The following is a 25,536-nucleotide window of genomic DNA, read 5'->3' as shown; positions in this document are numbered from 1 at the left end:
AAGACAGACTTGTTATAGGATCAAGCCTTACGGGCAATTAGTATCAGTTAGCTGAACGCATTACTGCGCTTACACACCTGACCTATCAACGTCCTGGTCTCGAACGACCCTTCAAGGGGATCTAGTCCCCAGGGATATCTCATCTTAAGGCGAGTTTCCCGCTTAGATGCTTTCAGCGGTTATCTCTTCCGAACATAGCTACCCGGCGATGCCACTGGCGTGACAACCGGTACACCAGAGGTTCGTCCACTCCGGTCCTCTCGTACTAGGAGCAGCCCCCTTCAAATATCCAACGCCCACGGCAGATAGGGACCAAACTGTCTCACGACGTTTTAAACCCAGCTCACGTACCTCTTTAAATGGCGAACAGCCATACCCTTGGGACCGGCTACAGCCCCAGGATGAGATGAGCCGACATCGAGGTGCCAAACACCGCCGTCGATATGAACTCTTGGGCGGTATCAGCCTGTTATCCCCAGAGTACCTTTTATCCGTTGAGCGATGGCCCTTCCATACAGAACCACCGGATCACTATGACCTGCTTTCGCACCTGCTCGACTTGTCGGTCTCGCAGTTAAGCACGCTTATGCCATTGCACTATCAGCACGATTTCCGACCGTACCTAGCGTACCTTCGTACTCCTCCGTTACGCTTTGGGAGGAGACCGCCCCAGTCAAACTGCCTACCATGCACTGTCCCCGACCCGGATCACGGGCCAAGGTTAGAACCTCAAACAAACCAGGGTGGTATTTCAAGGACGGCTCCACCGAAACTAGCGTTCCGGTTTCATAGCCTCCCACCTATCCTACACAGATCGGTTCAAAGTCCAATGCAAAGCTACAGTAAAGGTTCATGGGGTCTTTCCGTCTAGCCGCGGGTAGATTGCATCATCACAAACACTTCAACTTCGCTGAGTCTCGGGAGGAGACAGTGTGGCCATCGTTACGCCATTCGTGCAGGTCGGAACTTACCCGACAAGGAATTTCGCTACCTTAGGACCGTTATAGTTACGGCCGCCGTTTACCGGGACTTCAATCAAGAGCTTGCACCCCATCATTTAATCTTCCGGCACCGGGCAGGCGTCACACCCTATACGTCCACTTTCGTGTTTGCAGAGTGCTGTGTTTTTATTAAACAGTCGCAGCCACCAGTTTATTGCAACCCCTTCACCCTCCTGGCGCAGGCCAGTCAAGCTACAAGGGCGTACCTTATCCCGAAGTTACGGTACCAATTTGCCGAGTTCCTTCTCCCGAGTTCTCTCAAGCGCCTTAGAATACTCATCTCGCCCACCTGTGTCGGTTTGCGGTACGGTCATCGTTAGACTGAAGCTTAGAGGCTTTTCTTGGAACCACTTCCAATTGCTTCGCTTCCTAAGAAGCTCGCGCCACACCCTTGAATTACGCGCCCGGATTTGCCTAAGCGCCTTCTCCAATGCAGCGACCGGGACTTCCAACACCCGGACAACCTTCCGCGATCCGTCCCCCCATCGCATCTAACAATGGTGCAGGAATATTGACCTGCTTCCCATCAGCTACGCATTTCTGCCTCGCCTTAGGGGCCGACTCACCCTACGCCGATGAACGTTGCGTAGGAAACCTTGGGCTTACGGCGAGGGGGCCTTTCACCCCCTTTATCGCTACTCATGTCAGCATTCGCACTTCCGATACCTCCAGCACCCTTTACAAGGCACCTTCGCAGGCTTACGGAACGCTCTCCTACCATGCGTGCTAAGCACGCATCCGCAGCTTCGGTATATAGCTTAGCCCCGTTACATCTTCCGCGCAGGACGACTCGATCAGTGAGCTATTACGCTTTCTTTAAAGGGTGGCTGCTTCTAAGCCAACCTCCTGACTGTTTTAGCCTTCCCACTTCGTTTCCCACTTAGCTATATTTGGGGACCTTAGCTGGCGGTCTGGGTTGTTTCCCTCTTGACACCGGACGTTAGCACCCGATGTCTGTCTCCCGTGATTGCACTCTTCGGTATTCGGAGTTTGCTATGGCGGGGTAATCTGCAATAGACCCCCCAACCATGACAGTGCTCTACCCCCGAAGGTGAGACACGAGGCACTACCTAAATAGTTTTCGGAGAGAACCAGCTATTTCCAGGTTTGTTTAGCCTTTCACCCCTATCCACAGCTCATCCCCTAACTTTTCAACGTTAGTGGGTTCGGACCTCCAGTACGTGTTACCGCACCTTCATCCTGGCCATGGATAGATCACCTGGTTTCGGGTCTACGCCCAGCAACTGAACGCCCTATTCGGACTCGCTTTCGCTACGCCTGCCCTATACGGTTAAGCTTGCTACTGAACGTAAGTCGCTGACCCATTATACAAAAGGTACGCCGTCACCCCTTACGAGGCTCCGACTGTTTGTATGCATGCGGTTTCAGGATCTATTTCACTCCCCTCCCGGGGTTCTTTTCGCCTTTCCCTCACGGTACTGGTTCACTATCGGTCGATCACGAGTATTTAGCCTTGGAGGATGGTCCCCCCATCTTCAGACAGGATTTCACGTGTCCCGCCCTACTTGTCGCACACCTAGTTCTTTCATACTGTTTTCGCCTACAGGGCTATCACCTGCTATGGCCGCACTTTCCAGAGCGTTCGGCTAACAATACAAATAAAGAGTGCAAGGCTCATCCCATTTCGCTCGCCACTACTTTGGGAATCTCGGTTGATTTCTTTTCCTGCGGTTACTTAGATGTTTCAGTTCACCGCGTTCGCTTCGCATGGCCTATGTATTCAGCCATGGATACTCCAAAAGGAGTGGGTTTCCCCATTCGGACATCTACGGATCAAAGCTCGTTTGCCAGCTCCCCGTAGCTTTTCGCAGGCTACCGCGTCCTTCATCGCCTGTGATCGCCAAGGCATCCACCACATGCACTTGTTCGCTTGACCCTATAACGAGTCTGTCTCATCGACAGTCGCTACAGGTTGAGTTCTCGCGTTGTGCCGTATTCCAATTGAGTCAAACATAGAGTTCGAATCATCTTGAGATACATCGATACAATCACAACCCGGATAGCTTTCACGTCCATCTCAAGACGCTTCCGCTATCCAAATTACTTACTTCTTCCAGATTGTTAAAGAACGACAGCCGATACGTACTTCGTACCGCTCTGACTGGCTCAATCGCCAATGACAAAGGTTCGACGAAGTCGAACACTTGTCATTGAGGATTGGTGGAGGCAGACGGGATCGAACCGACGACCCCCTGCTTGCAAAGCAGGTGCTCTCCCAGCTGAGCTATGCCCCCATTGAGTACAGATGACCTCAGGTACCTACAGCCTTTCGGCATGGGCTGCTCGTAAGCGCTAAAGCGCTAACGATCACCGACACGTCAGACAATGGTGGGTCTGGTTGGATTCGAACCAACGACCCCCGCCTTATCAAGACGGTGCTCTAACCGACTGAGCTACAGACCCCTGAGTCTGTCTTTAATTTACAGCCGATAAGCGTGAGCGCTCAACTTCGCGAGATAGCTCTGGAAAGGAGGTGATCCAGCCGCACCTTCCGATACGGCTACCTTGTTACGACTTCACCCCAGTCATGAATCCTACCGTGGTGACCGTCCTCCTTGCGGTTAGACTAGCCACTTCTGGTAAAACCCACTCCCATGGTGTGACGGGCGGTGTGTACAAGACCCGGGAACGTATTCACCGCGGCATGCTGATCCGCGATTACTAGCGATTCCAGCTTCATGCACTCGAGTTGCAGAGTGCAATCCGGACTACGATCGGTTTTCTGGGATTAGCTCCCCCTCGCGGGTTGGCAACCCTCTGTTCCGACCATTGTATGACGTGTGAAGCCCTACCCATAAGGGCCATGAGGACTTGACGTCATCCCCACCTTCCTCCGGTTTGTCACCGGCAGTCTCCTTAGAGTGCTCTTGCGTAGCAACTAAGGACAAGGGTTGCGCTCGTTGCGGGACTTAACCCAACATCTCACGACACGAGCTGACGACAGCCATGCAGCACCTGTGCGCCGGTTCTCTTTCGAGCACTCCCGCCTCTCAGCAGGATTCCGACCATGTCAAGGGTAGGTAAGGTTTTTCGCGTTGCATCGAATTAATCCACATCATCCACCGCTTGTGCGGGTCCCCGTCAATTCCTTTGAGTTTTAATCTTGCGACCGTACTCCCCAGGCGGTCAACTTCACGCGTTAGCTACGTTACTAAGGAAATGAATCCCCAACAACTAGTTGACATCGTTTAGGGCGTGGACTACCAGGGTATCTAATCCTGTTTGCTCCCCACGCTTTCGTGCATGAGCGTCAGTATTGGCCCAGGGGGCTGCCTTCGCCATCGGTATTCCTCCACATCTCTACGCATTTCACTGCTACACGTGGAATTCTACCCCCCTCTGCCATACTCTAGCCTGCCAGTCACCAATGCAGTTCCCAGGTTGAGCCCGGGGATTTCACATCGGTCTTAGCAAACCGCCTGCGCACGCTTTACGCCCAGTAATTCCGATTAACGCTCGCACCCTACGTATTACCGCGGCTGCTGGCACGTAGTTAGCCGGTGCTTATTCTTCCGGTACCGTCATCCCCCGACTGTATTAGAGTCAAGGATTTCTTTCCGGACAAAAGTGCTTTACAACCCGAAGGCCTTCTTCACACACGCGGCATTGCTGGATCAGGCTTTCGCCCATTGTCCAAAATTCCCCACTGCTGCCTCCCGTAGGAGTCTGGGCCGTGTCTCAGTCCCAGTGTGGCTGGTCGTCCTCTCAGACCAGCTACTGATCGTCGCCTTGGTAGGCCTTTACCCCACCAACTAGCTAATCAGCCATCGGCCAACCCTATAGCGCGAGGCCCGAAGGTCCCCCGCTTTCATCCGTAGATCGTATGCGGTATTAATCCGGCTTTCGCCGGGCTATCCCCCACTACAGGACATGTTCCGATGTATTACTCACCCGTTCGCCACTCGCCACCAGGTGCAAGCACCCGTGCTGCCGTTCGACTTGCATGTGTAAGGCATGCCGCCAGCGTTCAATCTGAGCCAGGATCAAACTCTTCAGTTTAAACCTGTTACTGTTTTCGGTTCAGTTAAGAACCGGTCGCTCACTCAAAGCTGACAGGAATATGAATCACTTCATAAACCTGACTTACTTTAGTGTGAGACTCTTGATACTTTCGCTATCTGATCCGAGGATCAGCTCGCTGCCATCAAGCGCCCACACTTATCGGCTGTTAATTTTTAAAGAGCGTTTCTGCGAGGAATCTTGAACCCCTCAGCAGCGCTGCGTTTTCAGCAGCAGAGAAGCGAGATTATCAACCGTTTTTTGAGACTCGTCAACAACTTTTTTAACTACTTCGTTGCGACGACTGCGGTTTAATTTCACGTGCACTGGAATCGATAAAACCGACTTCAACAGCACCGCTTCCCTCTTCTTCCCCCGCGCCGTGTTTCCGTTAGCGCGAAAGAGGCGTGATTCTATGCATCCGCCCCGGTCTCCGCAACCCCTTTTGTGAAATATTTTTGACATGGTATGGCGGAGACCGCCGAGCACTTCCCAGTGCTCATATATAGACGACACGGCAGGCGTAGCCTCGGTCGCCCTTGAGCAGCCCCGCCGTATCGCACGCAACCTTCCGTCGATTACCGCCCCACCATCGCCCTCACCACGCCGTCCCGCCGAATCAGCCCGTGATACAGCGCCGCGGCAAAGTGCGCGAGGAACGTCAGAAAGAACAGATACGCCAGCACGCGATGCGCAACCCGGAGCCACGCGAACGTCACCGGATCAGCCGACACCAGCGCCGGGAGCTGCACGCCGCCGCCCAGCGTCACCGGATATCCGCCCGCCGACAGCATCGCCCAGCCGATCAGCGGCATCGCCACCATCAGCGCATACAGCACCAGATGCGACCCGTGCGCGGCCGCCTTCTGCCACCACGGCAGGTCCTCGGGCAGCGCCGGTGGCTTCGACAGAATCCGCACCACGATCCGCACACACACCAGCACCAGCACGGCCACACCCAGCGGCTTGTGAATCGCCACCAGGATCTCGTGCCGCCCGGAAACCGATGCCACCATCCCCACCCCGATGAACAGCATCGCGAGGATCATCGCGGCCATCACCCAGTGCAGCACCCGCGCCGGCAAACTAAACGTCGTCGAAGCCTTCATCACCGTCCCTCCCCACTCACTCGCGCCACGCCTGCCACGCCGGCCTCTTCACTCGTGCGCCGCAGATACGAATCCGCATACGCAGCCGAGCGCGCCGCCAGCAACGGATCGCCCGATACCTGAATCCCCTGCGGCAGCACCGTCGGGTCGTAGTTCACGTCGCGGCATGGGCCGCTGTCCTGCGCCTCCACGCGGTCGAGCACGAGCGTGCCCGCATCGATCGTCGTGCGCTGCGCGGGCCAGATCTTCGTCGCGTCGTCCACCGGGTCGCCGGGCTCCGCCAGCGTGACCAGCAGCTTCCACTTCTGCGGGCCGGCCGCGATGCGCTGCGTCACGTCCTGTTGCAGCACGTTCGGGTCCGCGGCCGTCGCGACGTCGCCGGCGCCCGCCGTCTGCTCCGGCACGACGCGCCACCGCACCGCCTGGCGCTTGCCGGCCGCGTCGACGAAGTAGAACGCGTTCAGCCCGTAATAGCTTTCGGTGACGTAACTCGCGCTCGGCTTCGCACCCTTCACCCATTGCAGGAACGCGCCCGCTTCCGGATGCGCGCCGAAAAACGCCTTCACCTTTGCCGGGTCCGGCTTGCCAGTCTTCGGATCGGGGCGGGTCGCGAGCGTCTGCTCGTAGAACGCCTGCGGCGTCGCTACTGGAAACACCGGCATCGCATTCATCCCGGTCCGCCATTGCTGGCCGTCCGGCGCGGTGAGCTTCAGTGCGAGGCTGCGGATCGGCACGCTGCTGTCGGGCGCGTACGGGTTCCCGCCCGGCAACGCGAAGCGTCCGACCACCGGCGTGCGCACCGCCTTGAAGAACGGCGCGACCGAATACGCGCTCGCGGCGCCGTTGCCTTCGAAGTAGCCGGTCACGCACACGCCCTTCGCGTGATTGCGCCGGTAGCCGGGATGGATGCCGCTGTTGGTCTGCAGCGCGTCGACGAGCCGGTGCGGGGTCAGACGCGCCGGCGCGAGCCATCCGCCGGCATACCCGAACGCCGCAGCCACGCCGGCCACCGCGCCGCCGATCACGGCCCAGCGCCACCACCCGCGCCCGGGCGCGCGCTGCGGCGAAGAAGAAGATTGCTTCATGAATGCACTCCCGATCGTCAGATCATTGTCGAACGCGCGTAGGACGCCGCCCACGCCGCTTTATTCCACGAAGAATTTTTTCGTATGCTGGAGGGAATAACCGATGCCGGCCGGCGTCCTACGCGGCATCTACGACCCTTTCGGCAACCGGCCCGGCCATGCCCTCCACCGCCCTCGACGACGAAGCATTGCGCGAACTCATCCCCAGGCTGCGACGCTTCGCACTCTGGCTGGCGCGCGACGTCCACGCGGCCGACGATCTCGTCCAGTCGACGCTCGAGCGCGCGCTGTCGCGCTGGACGAGCCGTCGCGACGACGCATCGCTGCGCAGCTGGCTGTTCACGATCCTGTACCGGCAATTTCTCGATGGCAAACGCAGCGCGAAGCGCTACGCGTGGCTGCTCGGCCGCATCCGCGACGACGACGAAGCGCACTGGCCGTCCGCCGAACGCGAATTCGCGGCGCGCGCGACGCTCGAAGCGTTCGGCCGGCTCTCGGACGAGCAGCGCAGCCTGCTGCTGCTCGTCGCGGTCGAGGGCTTCACCTATCAGGAAGTCGCCGACCTGCTCGAGGTGCCGATCGGCACCGTGATGTCGCGGCTCTCCCGCGCGCGTCAGGCGCTGCGCCAGCTTAGCGACGGCGAACTTCCCGCTCCTTCCTTGCGGTTGATGAAAAAATGAACACGCCTCCGAACGAACATGACCTTCAGGCCTATGTCGACGGCCAGCTCGACGACGATGCGCGCGCCGCGGTCGAGCGCTATCTCGCGCTGCATCCGGCGCGCGCGGAACAGGTGAAGCAATGGCAGCGGGACGCGCAGCGGTTGCGGGCCGCGCTGGAGAGCGTGCGGATGCCGGCCGATAACCCTGCGCTGGATCCGGCCGCGATTCGCGGCCGGCGGGCCGAGCGCGCGCGGATGCGGTTCGCGATGGCGGCCTCGCTCGTGTTCTGCGTGGGGCTCGGGACGTTCGGCGGATGGCAGGCGCGCGGGTGGAACGCGCCGCCGCCCATCGCGCCGATGAGCGATGCGGTCAAGGCTTATCAGATGATGGTGGTCGATCGGACGGCCAAGGTCGATTACCGGCCGAACGGTGCGGGCGATTTGCAGGGATGGCTCACCAAAGGCGTAGGCGCATCGGCGAAGCTGCCGGATTTGAGCGCGGCGGGGTTCAGGCCGATCGGTGGGCGGCTGTTCACGACGGACAGCGGCGCTACTGCCGCGATGGTGCTCTATGAGGATGACGCGGGACGGACGTTGAGCTTCTATCTCCGGCCGGCGGAATCGAAACATCGGCTGTTGCCGAACGGGCAACGCGTGGATGGCGCGCTACTGGCGCGGTATGGATCGGTGAACGGGCTCAACTATGCGGTGGTCGGGCCGGCCGGGAGTCTTGGCGAGAAGGCAGTCGTGCAGGCGCTCGATCAGCAGACTTGAAGCGGTAGGATGCGCGCCAGGCTGGCGGTTGATGGTGGCCGCCAGCGCCTTATATGCGGCGGCCCGGCGGGCTTGAACGGACGCACGCTCACCATTCGCTTGCACAGCGTTTCGACTGACTTTCCCGGGCTGTTATTCACATCCGGAACCCCGCCGGTGCCCTCACCTTTGGAATCACAGAGTTTCGAGTCGCCGCGAAACAGGATATCCACATCGATCACGGGCAAGCGATCTGGCTTCCAACGTGGGCTACGATCCTGTCCGTCCAGGTAGAGTCGCCACGGAGACCTGGCTACCGGCAAGCATCTTGTTCACTCGCCGCACGAACACCCAGTGCCAAACCCAGAGGAAAACCGCAACGCCGCCGGCGATGGCGCCAATGGTATTGGGTATCAACGAAAAAACCTGGGCAAGACACCACCCGATGCCGCTGATCCGGCCGAACGAGCGCAAACCCGACAGCGCCGGATTGATACGAGACTCAGCTTCCAGGGACTTCGCCACGTTGGAAATAATGCAGAAATCCTCGATGAAGTTGTAGGGCAAGAGGAACATCAGCCAGACGCTGTTGGGTTCGGCCACACGCGATCCTCGGTCGACCGATTTCAGGGTAGTCCTGAGATCGCTCGCGTAGGCATAGACCAGAGCCAGGAAAACCGCGATGACGACAACGCTTCCGATTGTCCCAAGCACCGCTATTTCGCCGAGAACGCCACCGTCTTCGGACGGATAGACAAGGGGATAGGCGAGCCCAAGGGCAATGGGAATGCTCAGAATGGCTTTGAGAATGGTCCGTGCAGTTGCGCTCATGCGTATTGGAGGGAATCGGTGCGTTGTCACCGGCAGCATAGCGAACGATCATCCTCGCTGGGCGACTTTGTCCTGGTATATGCCGCCTTCTCTCGCGATGCCTGCCGAGTCGGTGTCTGAACCGCGCGATTTCCACAATCGTGAAGTAGCGCGGACATCGTCACCGAATTCGCTTACCCTCACCTGTTGGGGTGCACAGGATTTCGAGTGCCTTGGCTGCTCGATATCCACAAGGCGTTCAGGCTGATTCACATCGTCGAATGCATGGCGCTCACCTGTTCGCGGCACAGCGATTCGACTGGTTGGGTGTGCGGGTTGTCCACATACGGGCTGTCGACCAGCGCACGAAACCCGATGCACGTTCCGCATGCACCCCGTTCCCGGGGCTTGCTTCTCTCCGTCCAGTCGTGCCCAGCTTGTGATCCGGGCACACGCTCACCTTTTGCCTGCACAGCGTTTCGCATCGTTTTGTGCCGTGGTTGTCCACATACGAAGGCCGACTACTCTCTTCGCCTCCGAAGTCACTCGGTCAGATAAACCCTGAGAATCTCGCTGGTTTCCGGAGAGACGACAGACTTCATCGACGTCCCGAGCGGACTCGCGTTGCCGAGCCCGCGCACACCTGGGGGCATCCTCGCTGCGAACGTCACGCCGATGACGGCGTCCTCGGGCTTCGGATCGACCGTGCCGAAATTCAACTTGCTCATGGTGTTCTCCAGATATCACGGGCCTGGGTTCGTCTGCGGCGTTGAGGCAGCCAAAGTGCGATTCGTACCAGCGCTGCAACGCAGTCAATGAATCGATCGAGTGCCTGTGCTCCTCAGATCGGTCGATTCACGTTGTCGTGAGCCATCTGATGATCGCTTCGATCTCTTGGCGAGACAGTACCCCGACACGCTCGACGAACACCCCAAAGTCGAGATCGAACCTCACGTTGAATCGCTCGCCCTTGTAGCGACAACACAAGAACTCGGCTTCCGGTATCGACACGCGTTGCTCGAACGCGATGTCGCCCGGATGGTGCTGCATCCGGCGTACGGACGGTATCGATGTCGAGCGCCTGGAGATGGGCCAATGAAGCATCGATCGCTTGCCGTGAGCCCGTTCGCCGAGCCTTTGCATCCCGGACGCCGGCGATTCTACAGACATGACGGCTCACGCATTGCTCGAGCGCTTCACAGCGTTCCGCTTCGTTCATCCAGCCGCTGCACGCAGTGCATATCCTGAGCGGATCACAGTCGACGGACTGTGCTTATCCAAAGGTGTTAACAGGGTTCGTATATATACGTAGTGATAGTTAACAAGCGCTGTGCCCCACAGTGGATAACCTCCGTAACGCACTGAATCTTCAACGCGAACCGAAATGCATAACCCTGGGTGCGCGGCGTGAACAGCGTCCGGGAGCACAGAACAACTTTTCGTCGATTCGCAGCCGCGCCGACATATCCTCAATCGCTCCACTGTGAATCCAGAGACTTCCCGGACGGTTATCCAAAGGGCAATGTGGATAACACCACAGCACATCGACGCGTTTTGCTGTGATGCGAACAAATGAAGCCAACACTGCGGGCATCGCCACGCAACATCGATCGGGAGCCCCGCGCGGCACGTTTCAAAGAATTTTCATGAAGGGGCTTGTGCTCCCCCAAAACCCTCTCTATAATTCGCGGCTTCTTAGGCTCGTAGCTCAGTTGGTTAGAGCACCACCTTGACATGGTGGGGGTCGTTGGTTCGAATCCAATCGAGCCTACCAACGAACAAAATGAAGGGGTCCGGCAGCACGACTTGCCTACAGGCAACGCGGCTCGCCAAACATACAAACGCCACGCGGCAACTTCGCGTGGCGTTTTTCTTTTCCGGTCCGAAACAACGCAAAGCAACGCATGAAGCCTCGATGCGTTGCGCGATACACGGCCCGGCATCGCATCGTCATCGACCATCCGATCCGCCACACAACTGCCGCTGCACGGCGCGTAGAATCGTCTGCGCATCGACGTGGCCGCTTCGCCCGTCACCCGACTTCCATCGCATCAGAACAACGACGCGCGATCCGCGCGACTGAGAGCCCACGATATGTCCGAGGTCACGACCGCCGCATCGCCCGCGAGCAACGACGAAATCGCCGCTTACGTCGGCAAGAACGCCGCCTGGTTCGAACGAAAATGGGCGATCGCCGACTCGCGCAAGAGCCGGCAGTCGTGGAACTGGGCCGCGTGCTTTCTCGGCCCGGTCTGGTTGGCGTATCGATGCATGTACTGGCAGGCGGCCGCCGTGCTCGCCGTCACGCTCGGCATCACGCTGGTCGAATTGCTGTACTTCCCGGGATACTTCGAATCGAGCGTGCTCGACCCGACCACGATCGCGATCGCGGTGTCGCTCGGCTGGTACGGGAACGGCCTCTACAAGCGGCACGTCGAGCGTCAGATCGAGAAACTGCGCCCGAACGCGACGTCCCGCGAATCGTTTCTCGCGCTGCTCGAGGCGCAAGGCGGCACGAACTGGCTGGCGGCGGCCGGTTTCGCCGTCGCGACGCCGCTGCTCGGCGTCCTGCTGTTCATGATGGGCAACGCCGGAGGCATGCCGTACTGATCGCGGTAGCCGGCGCTCGGCAATGCAGGGCAGAAAGAAGAGGGTGACACCGGCGGCATGCATTCATACCGCACGTCGCACACGGCGCATGCTCGCGCCGCCCTCAATGCAGATGCTTCAATTTGTCAGGATTGCGCACGACATAGATCGCGACGATCTTGCCGTCGTCGATTTCGAGCGCAGTCGTCTGCAGCTCGCCGTCGGCTTCCAGCGTGACGAAGCCCGGCAGCCCGTTGATGAACCCGGCCCGCACGAGCTTCGACGCATGCGTCGCGAACAGCTCGGCCAGGTGCGTATGCACGCGCATCACGAGCTCGAAGCCGAACACCGGCTTGGCCGCAGCCGTACGTTTGCCGCCGCCGTCGGAATGCAGGCTCACGTCTTCCGCAAGCATCGCGCCGAGCGCACGCATGTCGCCGCTGCGTGACGCCGCGAAGAACGCTTCGGCCAGTTCGATCCCGCGCTGCTTCTCGACATGAAAACGCGGTCGCGCCTCGCGCACGTGCGTGCGGGCCCGCGCGGCGAGTTGCCGGCAGGCGGCCGGGTCGCGCTGGATCGTCGTGGCCACTTCGTCGAATTCGAGGCCGAACACGTCGTGCAGCAGGAACGCCGCGCGTTCGAGCGGCGAGAGCCGTTCGAGCGCGAGCAGCAGCGGCAGCGCGACGTCGTCCTGTTCGTCTTCCTCGACGACCGGCTCGGGCAGCCACGGGCCGATATAGGTCTCGCGCTGGCGCCGCGCGGACTTCAACTGGTCGAGGCACATGCGCATCACCATGCGGCGCAGGAACGCCTCGGGCACGCGCACCTCGGTACGGTCGACGTCCATCCAGCGGATGAACGCCTCCTGCACCATGTCCTCGGCATCCGCGACGGAACCGAGCATCCGGTACGCGACGCGGATCAGCGTGCGACGCAGCGGATCGAAGCTCGCCGCCGCGTCGGCCCGATCGTCGGCGCTGGCGCTGGAGCCGGCCGGGTCGAGGTTCGGCATCAGGCCACCATCTTCGCGGCGGCGGCCTTCGCGTCGGCCGGGTCGACCCACAGCCCGAAGCCGACGGCGAGCCGGTTCCAGCCGTTGATCACGTTGATCATCACCGTGAGTTTCACCTGTTCCTCCTCGCTGAAATGGTCGTTCAGCGCCGCGTAGGCCGCTGCGTGCGCCGCGTGGCCCTCCGACAGCCGCGTGAGCGCCTCGGTCCAGCCGAGCGCCGCGCGTTCGCGGTCGGTGTAGCAGGGCGCTTCGCGCCACGCGGACAGCAGGTAGATGCGCTGCTCGGTCTCGCCTTGCTCGCGCGCCTCGACGGTGTGCATGTTAAGGCAGTTCGCGCACGCGTTGATCTGCGATGCACGGATCTTGACCAGCTCGATCAGCGTCGGCTCGAGGCTCCCGGCCGCGGCGACCGACACGGTCATCCAGCTCTTCATCAGCGCGGGGGCGGCGGCAAACGGATTGAGTTTCGCAGTCATGGTTCCTTCTCCTTTCGTGTGGGTTCCGCTGATATGACGAGCGAGCCCCCCGCGCATGTGACATCGACGCGAAAAATTTTTAGCGGCCGGAAAAGAAAGCGACGGCAGGCGAAGGGCAGGGCCGTCGAGCGGGCACAGAGAAGGACGCGATATCGACTGACGAATCGGCTGCATAAGGCCACTCCTTCGACGAATGCGCGCCATCGACCTTTCACGCACGCCGGGCGGCTGTCACCGGACGTCAGTAGCACGCAGCCGCGGGCACGCGCATTGCGTCCGGGGCCAAACCGCGCCACAACGGGCGTCGACGGTTCGTTACACGCGCGACGCCCACACCATGCATGCTTTCATTTTTCTTTCGCCTTCGTTTCACTGGAAATCCGATTCGCGACGTTCACATTTCTGGACCATACTGTTCTGCACGGGCAGATGAACTGACGCCGCATCCGCGGCCCGGCGCGCGCGCCGGCTGCCCGACGACGCAGCAGCAAATCGCACGTCAGCCGCGCGCATTCGAGCGCAAGGCTTTCCCTTTTCCGGCAACGCAACGCAGCGAATCGCGACGTGAACGGTAAACCGATGAGCCTCCTAGCATCCCAGCTTCAGCGCCGTTACCAGGACGTGCGCGCCCATAGCGTCGCGTTGACCGCGACGCTGTCCGCCGAAGACCAGGCCGTGCAGTCGATGCCCGACGCGAGCCCGACCAAATGGCATCTCGCGCATACGACCTGGTTCTTCGAAACCGTCGTGCTGATGCGCCGCGTGCCCGGCTACGCGCCGTTCGACGACGCATTCCAGTTCCTCTTCAATTCCTATTACGAAGCGCTCGGTCCGCGCCATCCGCGGCCGCAGCGCGGGCTGCTCACGCGGCCATCGCTCGACGAGGTGCATGCGTACCGGCAATACGTCGATGACGCGATGCTGCGCGCGCTGGCCGGCGCCGATGCGGCGCTGCTCGACGCGATCGCGCCCGAGCTCGTGCTCGGCCTGCATCACGAGCAGCAGCACCAGGAGCTGATCGTCACCGACATGCTGCATGCGTTCTCGTGCAACCCGCTGCGGCCGGCATTCCGGCCGCGCACGGGCGACGAAGCCGGATGCGCGCTCGCCGCGGGCGACGCCGGCCCGTTGCGCTGGCTGCACCAGCCGGGCGGGCTCGTCGAGATCGGCCACGATGGCGATGCGTTTTCGTTCGACAACGAACGGCCGCGTCACACCGCGCTCGTGCGGCCGTACGAGATCGCGAACCGCCTGGTGACGAACGCGGAATTCGCAGCGTTCATTGCCGACGGCGGCTATACGCGCCCGGAATTCTGGCTGTCCGACGGCTGGGCCACGGTGCAGCGGGAAGGGTGGCAAGGGCCTGCGTACTGGATGCCGGACGACGACGATGCGGCCGCCACGCGCGTGCGGCGCACGTTCGGCCTGCACGGCGTCGAGCCGCTCGCGCCCGACGCGCCGGTGTGCCACGTGAGCTTCTACGAGGCGGCCGCGTATGCGGAATGGGCCGGCGCGCGGCTGCCGACCGAATTCGAATGGGAAACCGCGTTCGCGGCCGACGGCATCCGCCAGATGCTCGGGCACGTGTGGCAGTGGACGCGTTCGTCGTACGAGCCGTATCCGGGCTTTCGGCCGCTCGCCGGGGTCGCGGCCGAATACAACGGCAAGTTCATGGTCGGCCAGCAGGTCCTGCGCGGCAGCAGCATCGCGACGCCGCCCGGGCACGAACGGCCGACGTACCGCAATTTCTTTCCGCCGGCGGCACGCTGGCAATTCACGGGGGTGCGACTTGCGCGAGACGTCTGACCTGACGGCCACGAGCGGTGGCCTGCAACCCGCCCGCGATTCGCGGCCGAGCGCGTTCGAGCGCGACCTGATCGACGGACTGTCGCGCACGCCGCGCAGCATCCCGCCGAAATACTTCTACGATGCGGCCGGCTCCGCGCTGTTCGACCGCATCTGCGAACTACCCGAGTACTACCCGACGCGCACCGAACTCGGCATCCTGCGCGATCGCGCGGCCGAGATCGTGCGGCGGGTCGGCCCGCACGCGGACATCGTCGAATTCGGCGCGGGCTCGCTCGAGAAGATCCGCGTGCTGCTCGACGCATTCGCGGACAATTACGCGAACGCACCGGCGCGCTACGTGCCGGTCGACATCTCCGCCGACTATCTGCACGGCGCGGCCGCGCGGCTGCGGTCGGCCTATCCGTGGCTCGACGTCGCGCCGCTCGCGGCCGACTACACGAAGGCCGAGCAACTGGCGCCGTTGACCGAGACGCCGCGACGGCGCATCGGCTTCTTTCCCGGCTCGACGATCGGCAACTTCTCGCCGGAAGAGGCCGACACGTTCCTGCGCGACGCGGCGCGGCTGCTGCGCGGCGGCGGCCTGCTGGTCGGCGCGGATCTCGTGAAGGACGAACGCACGCTGCATCACGCGTACAACGACGCGCAGGGCGTGACCGCGCAGTTCAACCTGAACCTGCTCGCGCGCGCGAACGCAGAGCTCGGCGCGGATTTCGACGTCGACGCGTTCTCGCATTGCGCGTTCTACGATCGCGGGCGGCAGCGCATCGAGATGCATCTGGTCAGCGACGTCGCGCAGACCGTGCATGTGCGCGGTCACGTGTTCCGCTTCGAAGCCGGCGAACGCATCCACACGGAGAATTCGCACAAGTTCACGATCGACGGCTTTCATGCGATGGCGCGCCGCGCCGGGTTCGAACCCGATACCGTGTGGACCGACGCGGACAACCTGTTCAGCGTCCACTGGCTGCGCAGCGTCGACGATATCCGCGCGTAACGCGCGTTGCCGCGAACCGCTCGCGCCGCGAAGGCGAGGGCGGTTCGCTCGCCATGCACACCGGCGGGTGCGATCCGATCGCCGGTTTCGTGCCGAAAACCCCCTTTTTACCGACCCGATGCTTCGCCGCAACGGTGTGTGGAATACCGCCTGTGCCTTGCTCCATCAGGCTTTGCGGGCATCCGTAAACGTCCGTTACCTGTCTCGCATACCCGTTTCACCTGTGTCAGCGTCCGGTGCCTAGACTCCGAACCGTAGTCACATGACGCACGACACGTGCAGGGAGTCGCGAAATGAGCAAGAAACTTATTCTCGGTGCAGTTCTCGGTGTAGCGGCGCTGGCAGCCTCGGGCGTCGCGTCGGCCCACGTCGACCTGTCGGTCGGTATCGGCGTGCCGGGCGTCTACACGGCGCCGGCGCCCGTCTACGTCGCGCCGCCTCCGCCGGTGATGTACGCGCCGGTCGGCTATCGCGACGACGACTGGCGTGCGCGTCAGTGGCGTGAACACGAGTGGCGCCGCCGTGAATGGCGCGAGCACGAGTGGCGCGAGCGCGCCTGGCGTGACGGCGGCGGCTGGCGCGGCCGTTGGGACTGAGCGCGACCGGCTCACGAGCGCACTGATCACGACGACCTGAGGAGAGTGATCACATGAATCCCATCCGGCACATCGGACGGTACGCAGCCGCCACAGTCGTTGCGCTCGCAACGATCGGCAGCGCGCACGCGGCGGGCTGCATGAAGGGCGCGGTGGTCGGCGGTGTGGCCGGCCACTACGCGGGGCACCACGCGGTGGTTGGCGCGGTCGGCGGCTGTATCGTCGGCCATCACATGGCGAAGAAGCACGCGCAAGAGCAGGCCGCGCAGCACAAGGCCGCCGCGCAGGGCATGCAGGCGGCGCAGTAAGCAACCTCGTCACCGGGGCGATGCTGTGGCGTCGCTCCGGTACTTCGTTCCCGCGGCTCCCGCGTGCATGTACACCCGAATTGATCCGACGAATGCGTGCCGAACGCGTCGTTACGATCATTTACAACGTCGTGCGGCGCGAGTTTCGCGCGTTCATAAAATGCAGTCACACAAACGCGCTCCAGGGAGCACAAGATGCAACAGCAACGATATCTGTCCGTCCTGACGGCCGCGCTGCTCGCGCTCGGCTCGGTGTCCGCCCATGCGGCGGCCGGCGGCAATGGCGGGGGCAACGGCGGCGGTCATGGGGCAGGCGGCTCGGGCGGCAACGCGGGCGGCATGTCCGGCGGCCACATGAGCGGCCAGGCCCTGAGCAACTCGAACGGCATGCACGCGGGCGACCGCGACAAGGGCCTCGCGCGCGCGGCCGACCGTTCCGACACGATCGCCGACCGCGCCGGCACGCAGCCGGGCCGCGGTCACTCGCACGCGCATGGCCATACCGCCCATGCGTCGACGTCCACGCATCATTCGCATCGGAATGCATTCGGCCACACGCTGTAAGTGCGGCGTGTGAAGGTAGGAGAAGGGCGCTTCGGCGCCCTTTTTGCATGGTGAAAACGCAACATGGGTGTGCGGACGAAAACATCGCGCCGACCCGATTTGCAACCAGCGGTAACTGCGTCAGCCGCCCGCGAGAGCACGGATTGCTTGCACGCGGATGAGGGGACGAAAACCGGCGTGAGTAACAGGCGCCGCGCGGGCACTCGGCACGATCGATAAAGGCCCGGGCCACGCCGATAAAAAAGGGCGGCTCGTCGCCGCCCTTCGTCTCACCGCCCCGCGCCTGCCGTCGGCGCCGCAGGTTCGAACAACGCATCGGCCTGCGTGACCCGCACGAAGCGCGCCGCGCCGTCGCCCTCGACCAGCGCACGGAAATGCGCTTCGCCGCATGCGAGCTTCGCGCGCTCGTGCTCGCTCGGCACGTGGCCGTCGGCATTCGGCGTATCGACGACGAAGTACAGCCGCTCGCCGCCGTCCTGTTCCGCGAGCACGGCCCAGTCCGGGTGATAGCTGCCGAGCGGCGTCTGCACGCGGAACCACGCCGGCAGCTTCGCGTACAGCTTGACGCCGTCGTGCGCTTCGAGCGCATCGGCGAACGCGCGCTCTGCGTCCGTCTCGCACACGACCGCTTCGTGGATCGACTTGCGTGCATCGGGCCGCAGGTTGCGCAGATAGCCGGTCAGCGCCTCGCTCTCGAACGATTCGAGCGCATGCACGTGGCGCTCGCCGAGCTTGCGGTACGCGATGCCCGCGACGAGCGCGAGCCGCTTGCAGCGATTGATCGCATCGGCCGCGACCGCGATGAACTGCTGCGGATTCACGCGGAAATCGTCGAGCCGGCCGCTGTCTGCGAGGATCGTCGCGAGCGAACGGCGCGTGAGCTGCGTGCGGTCCTGCAGCTCGGTGAGCAGGTCGGGCAGCGGCAATTCGCCTTCGTCGAGCAGCACGGTGCCGGCGCCGGCCACCTCGATCGCCTCGATGCCGGCCTTGCCGATGTCGATCTCGGCCTTGCGCCACTGCAGCCGCGCCCGTGCGATGTCCGGCGCGTCACGCAACGCGGCCGTGCAGTCGCGCACCAGCTTCGCGTTGTCGAACTCGACGCGGTACACGGTGCGATGGCGGATGCGATCCCACAGCGCGCGGAAATCCTCGCCGAACACGACGGCCTTGCCCGACGCGTCGCGCCGCAACGCGATCGCGCGGCGCTCGTCGGCATTGCGCACCGCGAAGCGGCCCGACAGCTTGCGCAGCGTCGCGACGATCGGCGCGCGCAGTCGCTCGAACGCGTCCGGCAGCACGAGCGCGCTCTGGCGCAGCGCATCCTTCAGCCGGTCGAGCACCTTGCCCTGCGCGTCGACGTAGCCCTGCTCGTGCAGATGGTTCCACAGCACGCGCGACAGCTCGATGCCGAGCGCGTGCGCGGGGCCGCCGTCTTCCTGCACCGGCAGCGCCGCGAACTGGTGTTCCTCGACGATCCCGAAACGGATGCCCGTATCGGCCTCGATTTCCTTCTGCAGGTTTTCCGCGAACGACTCGTAGCGCTCGGTCGCGATCACGGTGAGCGTGTTGACGCCCGGGTCGCGCACGCGTTCGCCATCCTGATCGACCGCGAGGCGCAGCCCTCGGCCGAGCGTCTGGCGGCGCTCGCGCTCGGTCTGAATGTCGCGCAGCGTGCAGATCTGGAACACGTTCGGGTTGTCCCAGCCTTCCTTCAGCGCCGAGTGCGAGAAGATGAACTTCAGCGGCGTGTCGAACGACAGCAGCGCTTCCTTCTCGCGCATGATCAGGCCGTATGCGCGCTCCGCGTTTTCGCGGGCCGCCGCGCTGCTTTCGCTCGTGTCGGTCCAGCCGCCCTTGCGGTCGATCGAGAAGTAGCCGTTGTGCGCACGCTCGACTTCCAGCGCGACGTCGACGCCGTCGAACAGCGCACGGTAGGCCGGCACGCGCGCCGCGCGCGCATATTCCTCTTCGAAGATCAGCGCGTAGTCGCCCTTCACCGGCATGCCGTTCTCGTCGTAGCGGCGATAGCGTTCGACCGAGTCGACGAAGAACAACGACAACACCTTCACGCCGCGCTCGGCGAGGCGCAGCTCCTTGTCGAGATGCTCGCGGATCGTGCGGCGGATCATCTCGCGCTGTACGGCGAGCGTGTCGATGTCGCCGAACGCCTCGCCGAGCGACAGGAACGCCTCGCCTTCCGGATGGCGCAGCTCGACGTATTCGGCGCCCTTGACCGCATGCACTTCGCCGATCCGCAGTCCCGCGTACAGCGCGCGCTTGGTCAGGCGTTCGAGATCGTCGCCGTCGGTGGCCGACACGATCTGGCGCTTCACGCCGGCCGCCGTCGCGACGTCGAGTTCGACGCGCGCGCTGATCGCGCCGCGCCGGTTCGACACGCCGACGAGCCGCACGTACGGCTTGTTGTGTGCATCCTCGACGATCGCCGACGCGATCTCGATCTGCTTGACGAGCTTGCGCTCGTACGCGTCGACCGCATCGAGCCGGTACACCATGTGGTGGCGGTCGATGTGCGTGGCCGAATAGCGCAGCGTGCAGAGCGGCGCCATCGCGGCGAGCGCTTCGCGCCCGCGCCCTTCGAGGCCGCCGTCGACGCTCTGCGGCTCGTCTACGATCACGATCGGCCGCGTCGCGCGGATCAGGTCGATCGGCTTCTCGCCGCCGGTCTTCTCGCTGTCCTTGTAGAGGTTGTTGATCTCTTTCTTGTTGATCGCGGCGACCGTCATCACCATGATCTGGATCGCCGCGCTCGCCGCGAAGTGGCGCACCTGGCCGAGCTTCGCGGAGTCGTACAGGAAATAGTCGTACGGCACGCCCGCGTACAGCGCGCGGAAGTGATCCTCGGTGATCGACAGCGTCTTGTGCACGCCTTCCTTGATCGCGATCGACGGCACGACGATCACGAATTTCGTGAAGCCGTAACGGCGGTTCAGCTCGAAGATCGTGCGCAGGTACACGTAGGTCTTGCCGGTGCCGGTCTCCATCTCGACGGTGAAATCGCGCGAGCCGGGCAGGCCGGACGGCGGCAGGCCGCCGCGCAGCTGCACGTCGGCGAGATTGCGCGCGAGCGCGTCGTCGGTCAGCGACAGCCGGTTGCCGACGCCTTGCTCTGATACCGCGAAGCCGAGCGAGCCTTGCGCGGCGGCCGTCGTGCCGGGCGCGGCGTTCGCGAGCACGCTGAAGTCGCCGCGATACGATTCCTGGCCGCGAAACAGGTCGCAGACGGCGTCGATCGCCTCGCGCTGGTAGTCGAGATCCGCTTCGAAATGCAGCCGCATCACAGGCTCCGCACGCGCTTCACGCCGTGCTGTTCGAGCAGCGCGGCGAGATTGAGCTTCGCGACGTCGTCGACGAAGCCGCTGTCGCGGAACAGGCAGGTGACGTCGTGCGACGCGCCGGTCGCATCGAGCAGGTCGACGATGCCGTCCGCGAGCGGGCCCGCGTCGTCGCGTGAAATGCGTGCATCGAAGCACGCGACGATCGCGCGGCCGATCAGGTGGACGGCCTTGCCGGCCACTTGGTGATGCTCGACCGGCGTGCACAGGTCGAGGCCGAGCTTGAGCGTCAGCTCGGCGAGCAGGTCGTCCTCGGTGCGGCCGGTCTTCACGTGCTCGACGGAGGCGAAGAGGGCATGGTCGAAATCGTCGCGGCGCGGGTCCCACTCGATCACGTTGGTCGTGTCGAGCCGGTACACGCGAAAACCGAGGTCGCCATAGCTTTCCGGATAGTCGCGCGCGACCTGTTGCGCGGCACGGCGCAGGCGTTCCTTCGTGATTTCGGCGAGGGTCAGCGGCTTTTTCAGCTTCGCGCAGAAATCGGCGGCCGCCGTTTGCGTCTTGTCGCGGCGGTCGAGCGCCTCGGGCAGTTGCACGAGGATGTAGCGGCGCGCGCCGCCGTCGGTCGCGTTCACCTGCATCACCGCGTGGCCGGTCGAACCGGAGCCGGCGAAGCAGTCGAGCACGATGTCGTCGCCGCGCGTGCACCAGCCGATCACGGCCGCCGCGAAGTCGACCGGCTTCGGCAGGTCGAACGGGATGCCGAGCGTTTTCAGCAGCGCGTCGTCGGAGCCCGCGAACGGCAGCACCGACGGCACGTTCTCGTACATGTTCTCGTCGAGGTAGTAGATCCGCTGCGGCTGCGTGGTTTCATCCGGGCCGAATTCGATCTGGCCGCGCTCGAGCAGCGCCTGCATCGTCGCGGGCGGGTTGCGCCAGCCGCGCGCCGGCATCGCGCACGGCTTGCCGGTGACCGGGTGGATCAGCGGCGTGAAATATTCGTCCGGCGCCTTCTTCTTGTTCGGCCACGCCATCGACACGAGGCGGTACACGCGGCCTTCCGGCGACAGCCGGTCGTACATCACCTCGCCGCCGGACAGGTTGGTCTGCGCCTTCATCCACGCACGGTACGCCTTCTGCGCGTCCTTCGGGTTGCCGCTGCGGTACACCGCGTCGTGCGCGGCGTCGAGCATGCGCTGCGCGTTGCGCTTCGGGCGCTTGAGCGGCGCCCGTTCGAGCAGCGTCTCGGCGTTGCGCGCGAACAGCACCAGCGATTCGTGCTGGTACGCGACGCCGCGCGCGTCGCCCTTCGGGTTGCGCTTGTCCCACACGGCCACGCCGAGCTCGTTTTCCTCGCCGAAGATCTCGCGCAGCATCAGCACCAGCGCATGCACTTCGTGCTCGTCGATGTGCACCGCGATCAGCCCTTCGTCGGACAGCAGCGCGTGCGCGAGCTTCAGGCGCGGGTACATCATGTTCAGCCAGTCGGTGTGGAACCGGCCGTTCGCCTCGGTGTTGGTGCTGCGCTTCACGCCGGCTTCGGTCTGGCCCGTCATCGCCAGGTAGTGGCGGATGCTGTCGCTGAAGTCGTCCGGATAGACGAAATCGCTGCCGGTGTTGTACGGCGGGTCGATGTAGACGAGCTTCACCTTGCCGGCGTAGCTCTTGTGCAGCAGCTTCATCACGTCGAGGTTGTCGCCCTCGATCACGAGATGGCGCGTATCGTCCCACGCGACGCTGTCGTCGGGGCAGGGCCGCAGCGTGCCCGTCGACGGCGTGAGCGCGGCCTGGCGCGCGGCGCGCTTGCCGTGCCAGTGGAAGCCGTAGCGCTCGTCGGCGTCGCCGACCGTGCGCTCGCCGACCAGCGCCTTCAGCACGTCGACGTCGACCGACGCGCCGTCCGGGCCTTCGGTCACGAGTTCGGGGAACAGCGCCTTCAGGCGCGCGACGTTGTCGGCGGTGAAATCCGTCGACATCGCCTGCGGGCTGGCCGCATCGAGTTTCTGCATCGTCTTTTCCATCGGAGCCCGGCCGCGCGCGCCAGGACGTCGGGCGCACTCACGGCACCGGCGGCAATGGCCGCCCGGGCAAACCCGAAACGCTAGCGAGTCGGTCGGCGCAGGTCAAGCGCCGATGTGGGCCGAGCAGGCGCGCATCGGCCGCGATCGCCCGCCGGACGGGCCGCGAGCGGGTGCGGGCCGGTTGTCGCACGGGGCGGCCGGCGGGCATGCGGCGGCGCCGCGAAAAGGACGAACAAGGGGCGAAAAAAAGGGCACGGTCGGCGCTGTGCGCCGGCGTGCCCGCATGGAGCATCCCGGAAGGAAGGTGCGGGAGGGCCCGACGAGCCCCGCCCAATGACCGCCTCGGGTCAGAAACGCGTGCGGATGCCCGACGTCAGTTCGAGCTGGTTCTTCGCGCCGAACGTCGACGATACCGTGTAGCCGCCGTGCAGTTTCATGTAATCGCCGGCCAGGTACACCTCGGTGCGCTTGCTCAGGTGGTAGAACACCGACCCGTAGATCGTCTCCTTGAAGCCGTTGGCGACGCCGTTGGTCAGGCTGAACGCGCCGAGGTTCGCGTTCGGCGTGAAGCCGTCCGCGTTGTTCGCGGCGTTCTTGATGCGCATCTGCTGATAGCCGAGCTCGTAGTCGAGCGCGCCCTTCGGCGCGATCTTCATCGACACCGTCCACGAATCGTCGTGACGCTGGCCGAGCGGGCCCTGATCGCCGTTGTAGCGGAAATAGCCGGCATTCAGGCGCACGATGTCGAACGTGTAGTCGCCGCCGACCGAGAACGTCTGGTTCCGGAAGCCGTTGTGGTTCACGTGGTTGTAGAAGCCCGACACGGCGAACGGCCCGCCGTTGTAGCCGAGCGCGGCCTGGTACGCGGAGCCGGTCGCGAACGAGGTCGAGTTGCTGAACTGGTAGCCGGCGCTCGCGAAGATGCCGTTGCTGAACAGCTTCTTCCACGCGACGCCGTTGTTGTAGCGCGTGCCGGTCGGGCCGGCCGCATAGAAGATCATCTGCTTGAAGTTGTTCGAGTTGGTCCAGCCGCCTTCCTCGGTCGTCAGCTTCGCGGAGCCGTACGCGTCGCCGTAGATCGCCGACGCGTCGCGCGCGATCGTGTTCTGGAAGCCGGCCGTCAGCTTGCCGAAGCGCTCGTCCTCGACGCCGACCCATGCGTCGCGGTCGAAGATCTGGCCTTCGTCCTCCATCTGGCCGTTCGCGACGACGAATTCGCTTTCGAGGCGGAAGATGATCTTCGTGCCGCCGCCGATGTCTTCGGCGCCGCGCAGGCCCCAGCGGCTGCCGCTGAACCACGGTTCGCCTTCGTTGCCCATCCCGATCACGTGCTTGCCGTTCGCGTCGGCGTGGGTTCGGTAGGTCGGAAAGCTCAGGTCCATCAGGCCGTAGAGCTGCACGCTCGACTGCGCATGCGCGTGGCCGGCGCACAGGCTCGCCGCCGCGATGGAAAGGGCAAGGGTTTTTCGTTTCAAGATCGTCTCCTCCGAGCTGCCGCATTGGAATCTGATGGTTGGCAGTACGCAACGTATGCCGACGCTTGCCGGCCACAGCGAGAGGGCCGACGCATAGCATCGTAGAAGGGGCAATCCTTCATGCCGCTTTCCCGGAGGAAAGAATCCGATCGGTGAAAACACCGAACGCGCAATCATCGCGGATCGGGCAGGCGTACGGAAACGGGCCTGCCGGATGCCGGGCAGGCCTCGGTGAAGATTCGTGCTACGAATTGATATGGGCAGGCGTGCGAGCGCGCGGCGTCAGTCGTTCGCGCTCTTCGTCCGCAGGATGTAGCCGAGCCCGCGCAGCGTGATGATCTCGGCCGTGCTGCCGGCGAGATGCTTGCGCAGCCGGTGAATGTAGATGTCGATCGCGTCGGCGCTCGGTTCGTCGTCGAGCGCGAACACGCTGTCCATCAGCCGCGCCTTCGATACCGTCTTGTTCTGCTGCAGCATCAGCGTTTCGAGGATCGCGTGCTCGCGGCGCCGCAGCGCGAGCACCGCGTCGCCGCAGCGGAATTCGCGCGTGCCGAACGCATAGACGAGATCGCCGCACACGAGCTGCGTCGTGCCGACGCCGGCCTGCCGGCGGATCAGCGCGCGGATGCGCGCCACCAGCTCGCGCGACTCGAACGGCTTCACGACGTAGTCGTCGGCGCCCGCGCCGAAGCAGTCGACCTTGTCGTCGACCGAGCCGTGCGCGGTCAGCATCAGCACCGGCACGTTGTCGTTGCGGCGCCGCAGCCGCGCGAGTACTTCCTTGCCGCTGATACCGGGCAGCCGCATGTCGAGCAGTACCGCGTCGTAGCGTTCGGTCTTGAGCACCGTGTCGGCCCGTTCGCCGTCGCCGACGCTATCGACCGCGAAATCCTCGCCGCGCAGCAGGTTCACGATCCAGTGCGCGAGTTCGGCATTGTCTTCGACCAGCAAAAGTTTCAT

General features: G+C 63.3%; 19 protein-coding genes, 3 tRNA genes and 2 rRNA genes. 9 read left to right on the top strand and 15 right to left on the bottom strand.

Annotated features, from left to right (window positions below; translation table 11 throughout):
- Positions 1 to 16: 16 nt before the first annotated feature.
- From HWX07_RS00700 to HWX07_RS00675, 6 genes are all read right to left on the bottom strand, one after another.
- Positions 17 to 2,898 (bottom strand): 23S ribosomal RNA (locus tag HWX07_RS00700).
- 282 nt (positions 2,899 to 3,180) lie between these two features.
- Positions 3,181 to 3,256, bottom strand: a tRNA-Ala gene (locus tag HWX07_RS00695).
- A gap of 92 nt (positions 3,257 to 3,348) precedes the next feature.
- Positions 3,349 to 3,425, bottom strand: a tRNA-Ile gene (locus HWX07_RS00690).
- 63 nt (positions 3,426 to 3,488) lie between these two features.
- Positions 3,489 to 5,021, bottom strand: a 16S ribosomal RNA gene (locus HWX07_RS00685).
- The 16S and 23S rRNA genes sit together here with 2 tRNA genes alongside, the layout of an rRNA operon.
- A gap of 578 nt (positions 5,022 to 5,599) precedes the next feature.
- Entirely contained in the window at positions 5,600 to 6,130 is a 531-nt protein-coding gene (locus HWX07_RS00680; RefSeq protein ID WP_175874757.1) for a cytochrome b, read from the bottom strand.
- Positions 6,130 to 7,215: a catalase family peroxidase gene (locus tag HWX07_RS00675; RefSeq protein WP_175874756.1), complete on the bottom strand. Its 1,086-nt coding sequence runs from the start codon at positions 7,213 to 7,215 to the stop codon at positions 6,130 to 6,132. Before HWX07_RS00675 ends, HWX07_RS00680 begins: the two co-directional genes overlap by 1 nt.
- Before the next feature lie 158 nt (positions 7,216 to 7,373).
- Between HWX07_RS00675 and HWX07_RS00670 the strand changes: the two genes are divergently transcribed.
- Together HWX07_RS00670 and HWX07_RS00665 are read left to right on the top strand one after the other, a co-directional pair.
- Positions 7,374 to 7,895 carry a sigma-70 family RNA polymerase sigma factor gene (locus tag HWX07_RS00670; protein ID WP_006477208.1) on the top strand — a complete coding sequence of 174 codons (522 nt, stop codon included), beginning with the start codon at positions 7,374 to 7,376 and terminating at the stop codon, positions 7,893 to 7,895.
- Entirely contained in the window at positions 7,892 to 8,650 is a 759-nt protein-coding gene (locus HWX07_RS00665; protein ID WP_175874755.1) for an anti-sigma factor, read from the top strand. Before HWX07_RS00670 ends, HWX07_RS00665 begins: the two co-directional genes overlap by 4 nt.
- A 249-nt stretch (positions 8,651 to 8,899) precedes the next feature.
- On the opposite strand, the gene HWX07_RS00660 is transcribed toward HWX07_RS00665, so the two are convergent.
- The 3 genes from HWX07_RS00660 to HWX07_RS00650 form a co-directional block, all read right to left on the bottom strand.
- Positions 8,900 to 9,460 carry a hypothetical protein gene (locus tag HWX07_RS00660; protein WP_244129901.1) on the bottom strand — a complete coding sequence of 187 codons (561 nt, stop codon included), beginning with the start codon at positions 9,458 to 9,460 and terminating at the stop codon, positions 8,900 to 8,902.
- Positions 9,461 to 9,981: 521 nt separating this feature from the next.
- A complete protein-coding gene (locus HWX07_RS00655) occupies positions 9,982 to 10,167 on the bottom strand; it encodes a hypothetical protein (RefSeq protein ID WP_012327556.1) in 186 nt (61 codons plus the stop codon).
- Positions 10,168 to 10,294: 127 nt separating this feature from the next.
- Complete coding sequence (locus HWX07_RS00650) at positions 10,295 to 10,489, bottom strand: hypothetical protein (protein WP_050780498.1); 195 nt, start codon at positions 10,487 to 10,489, stop codon at positions 10,295 to 10,297.
- 647 nt (positions 10,490 to 11,136) lie between these two features.
- Here HWX07_RS00650 and HWX07_RS00645 point away from each other — a divergent pair.
- Together HWX07_RS00645 and HWX07_RS00640 are read left to right on the top strand one after the other, a co-directional pair.
- A tRNA-Val gene (locus HWX07_RS00645) sits at positions 11,137 to 11,213 on the top strand.
- Positions 11,214 to 11,533: 320 nt separating this feature from the next.
- Entirely contained in the window at positions 11,534 to 12,049 is a 516-nt protein-coding gene (locus HWX07_RS00640; protein ID WP_175874753.1) for a DUF2628 domain-containing protein, read from the top strand.
- A 103-nt stretch (positions 12,050 to 12,152) separates the two neighbouring features.
- Here the strand turns inward: HWX07_RS00640 and HWX07_RS00635 are convergent, their stop codons facing one another.
- Both HWX07_RS00635 and HWX07_RS00630 read right to left on the bottom strand, forming a co-directional pair.
- The gene (locus HWX07_RS00635; protein ID WP_175874752.1) at positions 12,153 to 13,040 is read right to left on the bottom strand and encodes a sigma-70 family RNA polymerase sigma factor; all 888 of its coding nucleotides are present in this window, start codon (positions 13,038 to 13,040) and stop codon (positions 12,153 to 12,155) included.
- Complete coding sequence (locus HWX07_RS00630) at positions 13,040 to 13,516, bottom strand: carboxymuconolactone decarboxylase family protein (protein WP_012327560.1); 477 nt, start codon at positions 13,514 to 13,516, stop codon at positions 13,040 to 13,042. The genes HWX07_RS00635 and HWX07_RS00630 overlap by 1 nt, the downstream gene beginning before the upstream one ends.
- 579 nt (positions 13,517 to 14,095) lie before the next feature.
- Here HWX07_RS00630 and egtB point away from each other — a divergent pair.
- The 5 genes from egtB (at position 14,096) to HWX07_RS00605 (ending at position 17,787) form a co-directional block, all read left to right on the top strand.
- On the top strand, positions 14,096 to 15,322 hold the full coding sequence (gene egtB, locus HWX07_RS00625) for an ergothioneine biosynthesis protein EgtB (protein ID WP_175874751.1): 1,227 nt from the start codon (positions 14,096 to 14,098) through the stop codon (positions 15,320 to 15,322).
- On the top strand, positions 15,306 to 16,319 hold the full coding sequence (gene egtD, locus HWX07_RS00620) for an L-histidine N(alpha)-methyltransferase (protein ID WP_175874750.1): 1,014 nt from the start codon (positions 15,306 to 15,308) through the stop codon (positions 16,317 to 16,319). Before egtB ends, egtD begins: the two co-directional genes overlap by 17 nt.
- Positions 16,320 to 16,612: 293 nt before the next feature.
- Positions 16,613 to 16,915 carry a hypothetical protein gene (locus tag HWX07_RS00615; protein WP_006477218.1) on the top strand — a complete coding sequence of 101 codons (303 nt, stop codon included), beginning with the start codon at positions 16,613 to 16,615 and terminating at the stop codon, positions 16,913 to 16,915.
- Between the two features lie 53 nt (positions 16,916 to 16,968).
- Positions 16,969 to 17,223 (top strand): hypothetical protein, encoded by a 255-nt coding sequence (locus HWX07_RS00610; protein WP_175874749.1) that lies wholly within the window; start codon positions 16,969 to 16,971, stop codon positions 17,221 to 17,223.
- A 195-nt stretch (positions 17,224 to 17,418) separates the two neighbouring features.
- Positions 17,419 to 17,787, top strand: coding sequence for a hypothetical protein (locus HWX07_RS00605; RefSeq protein ID WP_175874748.1), 369 nt, complete (start codon positions 17,419 to 17,421; stop codon positions 17,785 to 17,787).
- Between the two features lie 269 nt (positions 17,788 to 18,056).
- Here the strand turns inward: HWX07_RS00605 and HWX07_RS00600 are convergent, their stop codons facing one another.
- The 4 genes from HWX07_RS00600 to HWX07_RS00585 all read right to left on the bottom strand — a co-directional run bounded on the left by HWX07_RS00600 (position 18,057) and on the right by HWX07_RS00585 (position 25,536).
- Positions 18,057 to 21,083, bottom strand: a complete 3,027-nt coding sequence (locus HWX07_RS00600) for a DEAD/DEAH box helicase family protein (RefSeq protein ID WP_175874747.1) — start codon at positions 21,081 to 21,083, stop codon at positions 18,057 to 18,059.
- The gene (locus tag HWX07_RS00595) at positions 21,083 to 23,101 is read right to left on the bottom strand and encodes a site-specific DNA-methyltransferase (RefSeq protein WP_175874746.1); all 2,019 of its coding nucleotides are present in this window, start codon (positions 23,099 to 23,101) and stop codon (positions 21,083 to 21,085) included. The genes HWX07_RS00600 and HWX07_RS00595 overlap by 1 nt, the downstream gene beginning before the upstream one ends.
- 347 nt (positions 23,102 to 23,448) lie before the next feature.
- Entirely contained in the window at positions 23,449 to 24,576 is a 1,128-nt protein-coding gene (locus HWX07_RS00590; RefSeq protein ID WP_175874745.1) for a porin, read from the bottom strand.
- 282 nt (positions 24,577 to 24,858) lie between these two features.
- Positions 24,859 to 25,536, bottom strand: a complete 678-nt coding sequence (locus HWX07_RS00585) for a response regulator (RefSeq protein ID WP_012327568.1) — start codon at positions 25,534 to 25,536, stop codon at positions 24,859 to 24,861.

Origin of the sequence: Burkholderia sp. BCC0097 (assembly GCF_902832985.1) — a bacterium.
In the GTDB taxonomy this organism is placed as follows: Bacteria; Pseudomonadota; Gammaproteobacteria; order Burkholderiales; family Burkholderiaceae; genus Burkholderia; species Burkholderia orbicola.
This window is presented reverse-complemented; position numbering and strand designations above follow the sequence as displayed.

Excerpts from the sequence above, each read along its gene's own strand:
- HWX07_RS00680 (WP_175874757.1), bottom strand. The coding sequence starts at position 6,130 with ATGAAGGCTTCGACGACGTTTAGTTTGCCGGCGCGGGTGCTGCACTGG.
- HWX07_RS00675 (WP_175874756.1), bottom strand. The coding sequence starts at position 7,215 with ATGAAGCAATCTTCTTCTTCGCCGCAGCGCGCGCCCGGGCGCGGGTGG.
- HWX07_RS00670 (WP_006477208.1), top strand. The coding sequence starts at position 7,374 with ATGCCCTCCACCGCCCTCGACGACGAAGCATTGCGCGAACTCATCCCC.
- HWX07_RS00665 (WP_175874755.1), top strand. The coding sequence starts at position 7,892 with ATGAACACGCCTCCGAACGAACATGACCTTCAGGCCTATGTCGACGGC.
- HWX07_RS00660 (WP_244129901.1), bottom strand. The coding sequence starts at position 9,460 with ATGAGCGCAACTGCACGGACCATTCTCAAAGCCATTCTGAGCATTCCC.
- HWX07_RS00655 (WP_012327556.1), bottom strand. The coding sequence starts at position 10,167 with ATGAGCAAGTTGAATTTCGGCACGGTCGATCCGAAGCCCGAGGACGCC.
- HWX07_RS00650 (WP_050780498.1), bottom strand. The coding sequence starts at position 10,489 with ATGCAGCACCATCCGGGCGACATCGCGTTCGAGCAACGCGTGTCGATA.
- HWX07_RS00640 (WP_175874753.1), top strand. The coding sequence starts at position 11,534 with ATGTCCGAGGTCACGACCGCCGCATCGCCCGCGAGCAACGACGAAATC.
- HWX07_RS00635 (WP_175874752.1), bottom strand. The coding sequence starts at position 13,040 with ATGCCGAACCTCGACCCGGCCGGCTCCAGCGCCAGCGCCGACGATCGG.
- HWX07_RS00630 (WP_012327560.1), bottom strand. The coding sequence starts at position 13,516 with ATGACTGCGAAACTCAATCCGTTTGCCGCCGCCCCCGCGCTGATGAAG.
- egtB (WP_175874751.1), top strand. The coding sequence starts at position 14,096 with ATGAGCCTCCTAGCATCCCAGCTTCAGCGCCGTTACCAGGACGTGCGC.
- HWX07_RS00615 (WP_006477218.1), top strand. The coding sequence starts at position 16,613 with ATGAGCAAGAAACTTATTCTCGGTGCAGTTCTCGGTGTAGCGGCGCTG.
- HWX07_RS00610 (WP_175874749.1), top strand. The coding sequence starts at position 16,969 with ATGAATCCCATCCGGCACATCGGACGGTACGCAGCCGCCACAGTCGTT.
- HWX07_RS00605 (WP_175874748.1), top strand. The coding sequence starts at position 17,419 with ATGCAACAGCAACGATATCTGTCCGTCCTGACGGCCGCGCTGCTCGCG.
- HWX07_RS00600 (WP_175874747.1), bottom strand. The coding sequence starts at position 21,083 with ATGCGGCTGCATTTCGAAGCGGATCTCGACTACCAGCGCGAGGCGATC.
- HWX07_RS00595 (WP_175874746.1), bottom strand. The coding sequence starts at position 23,101 with ATGGAAAAGACGATGCAGAAACTCGATGCGGCCAGCCCGCAGGCGATG.
- HWX07_RS00585 (WP_012327568.1), bottom strand. The coding sequence starts at position 25,536 with ATGAAACTTTTGCTGGTCGAAGACAATGCCGAACTCGCGCACTGGATC.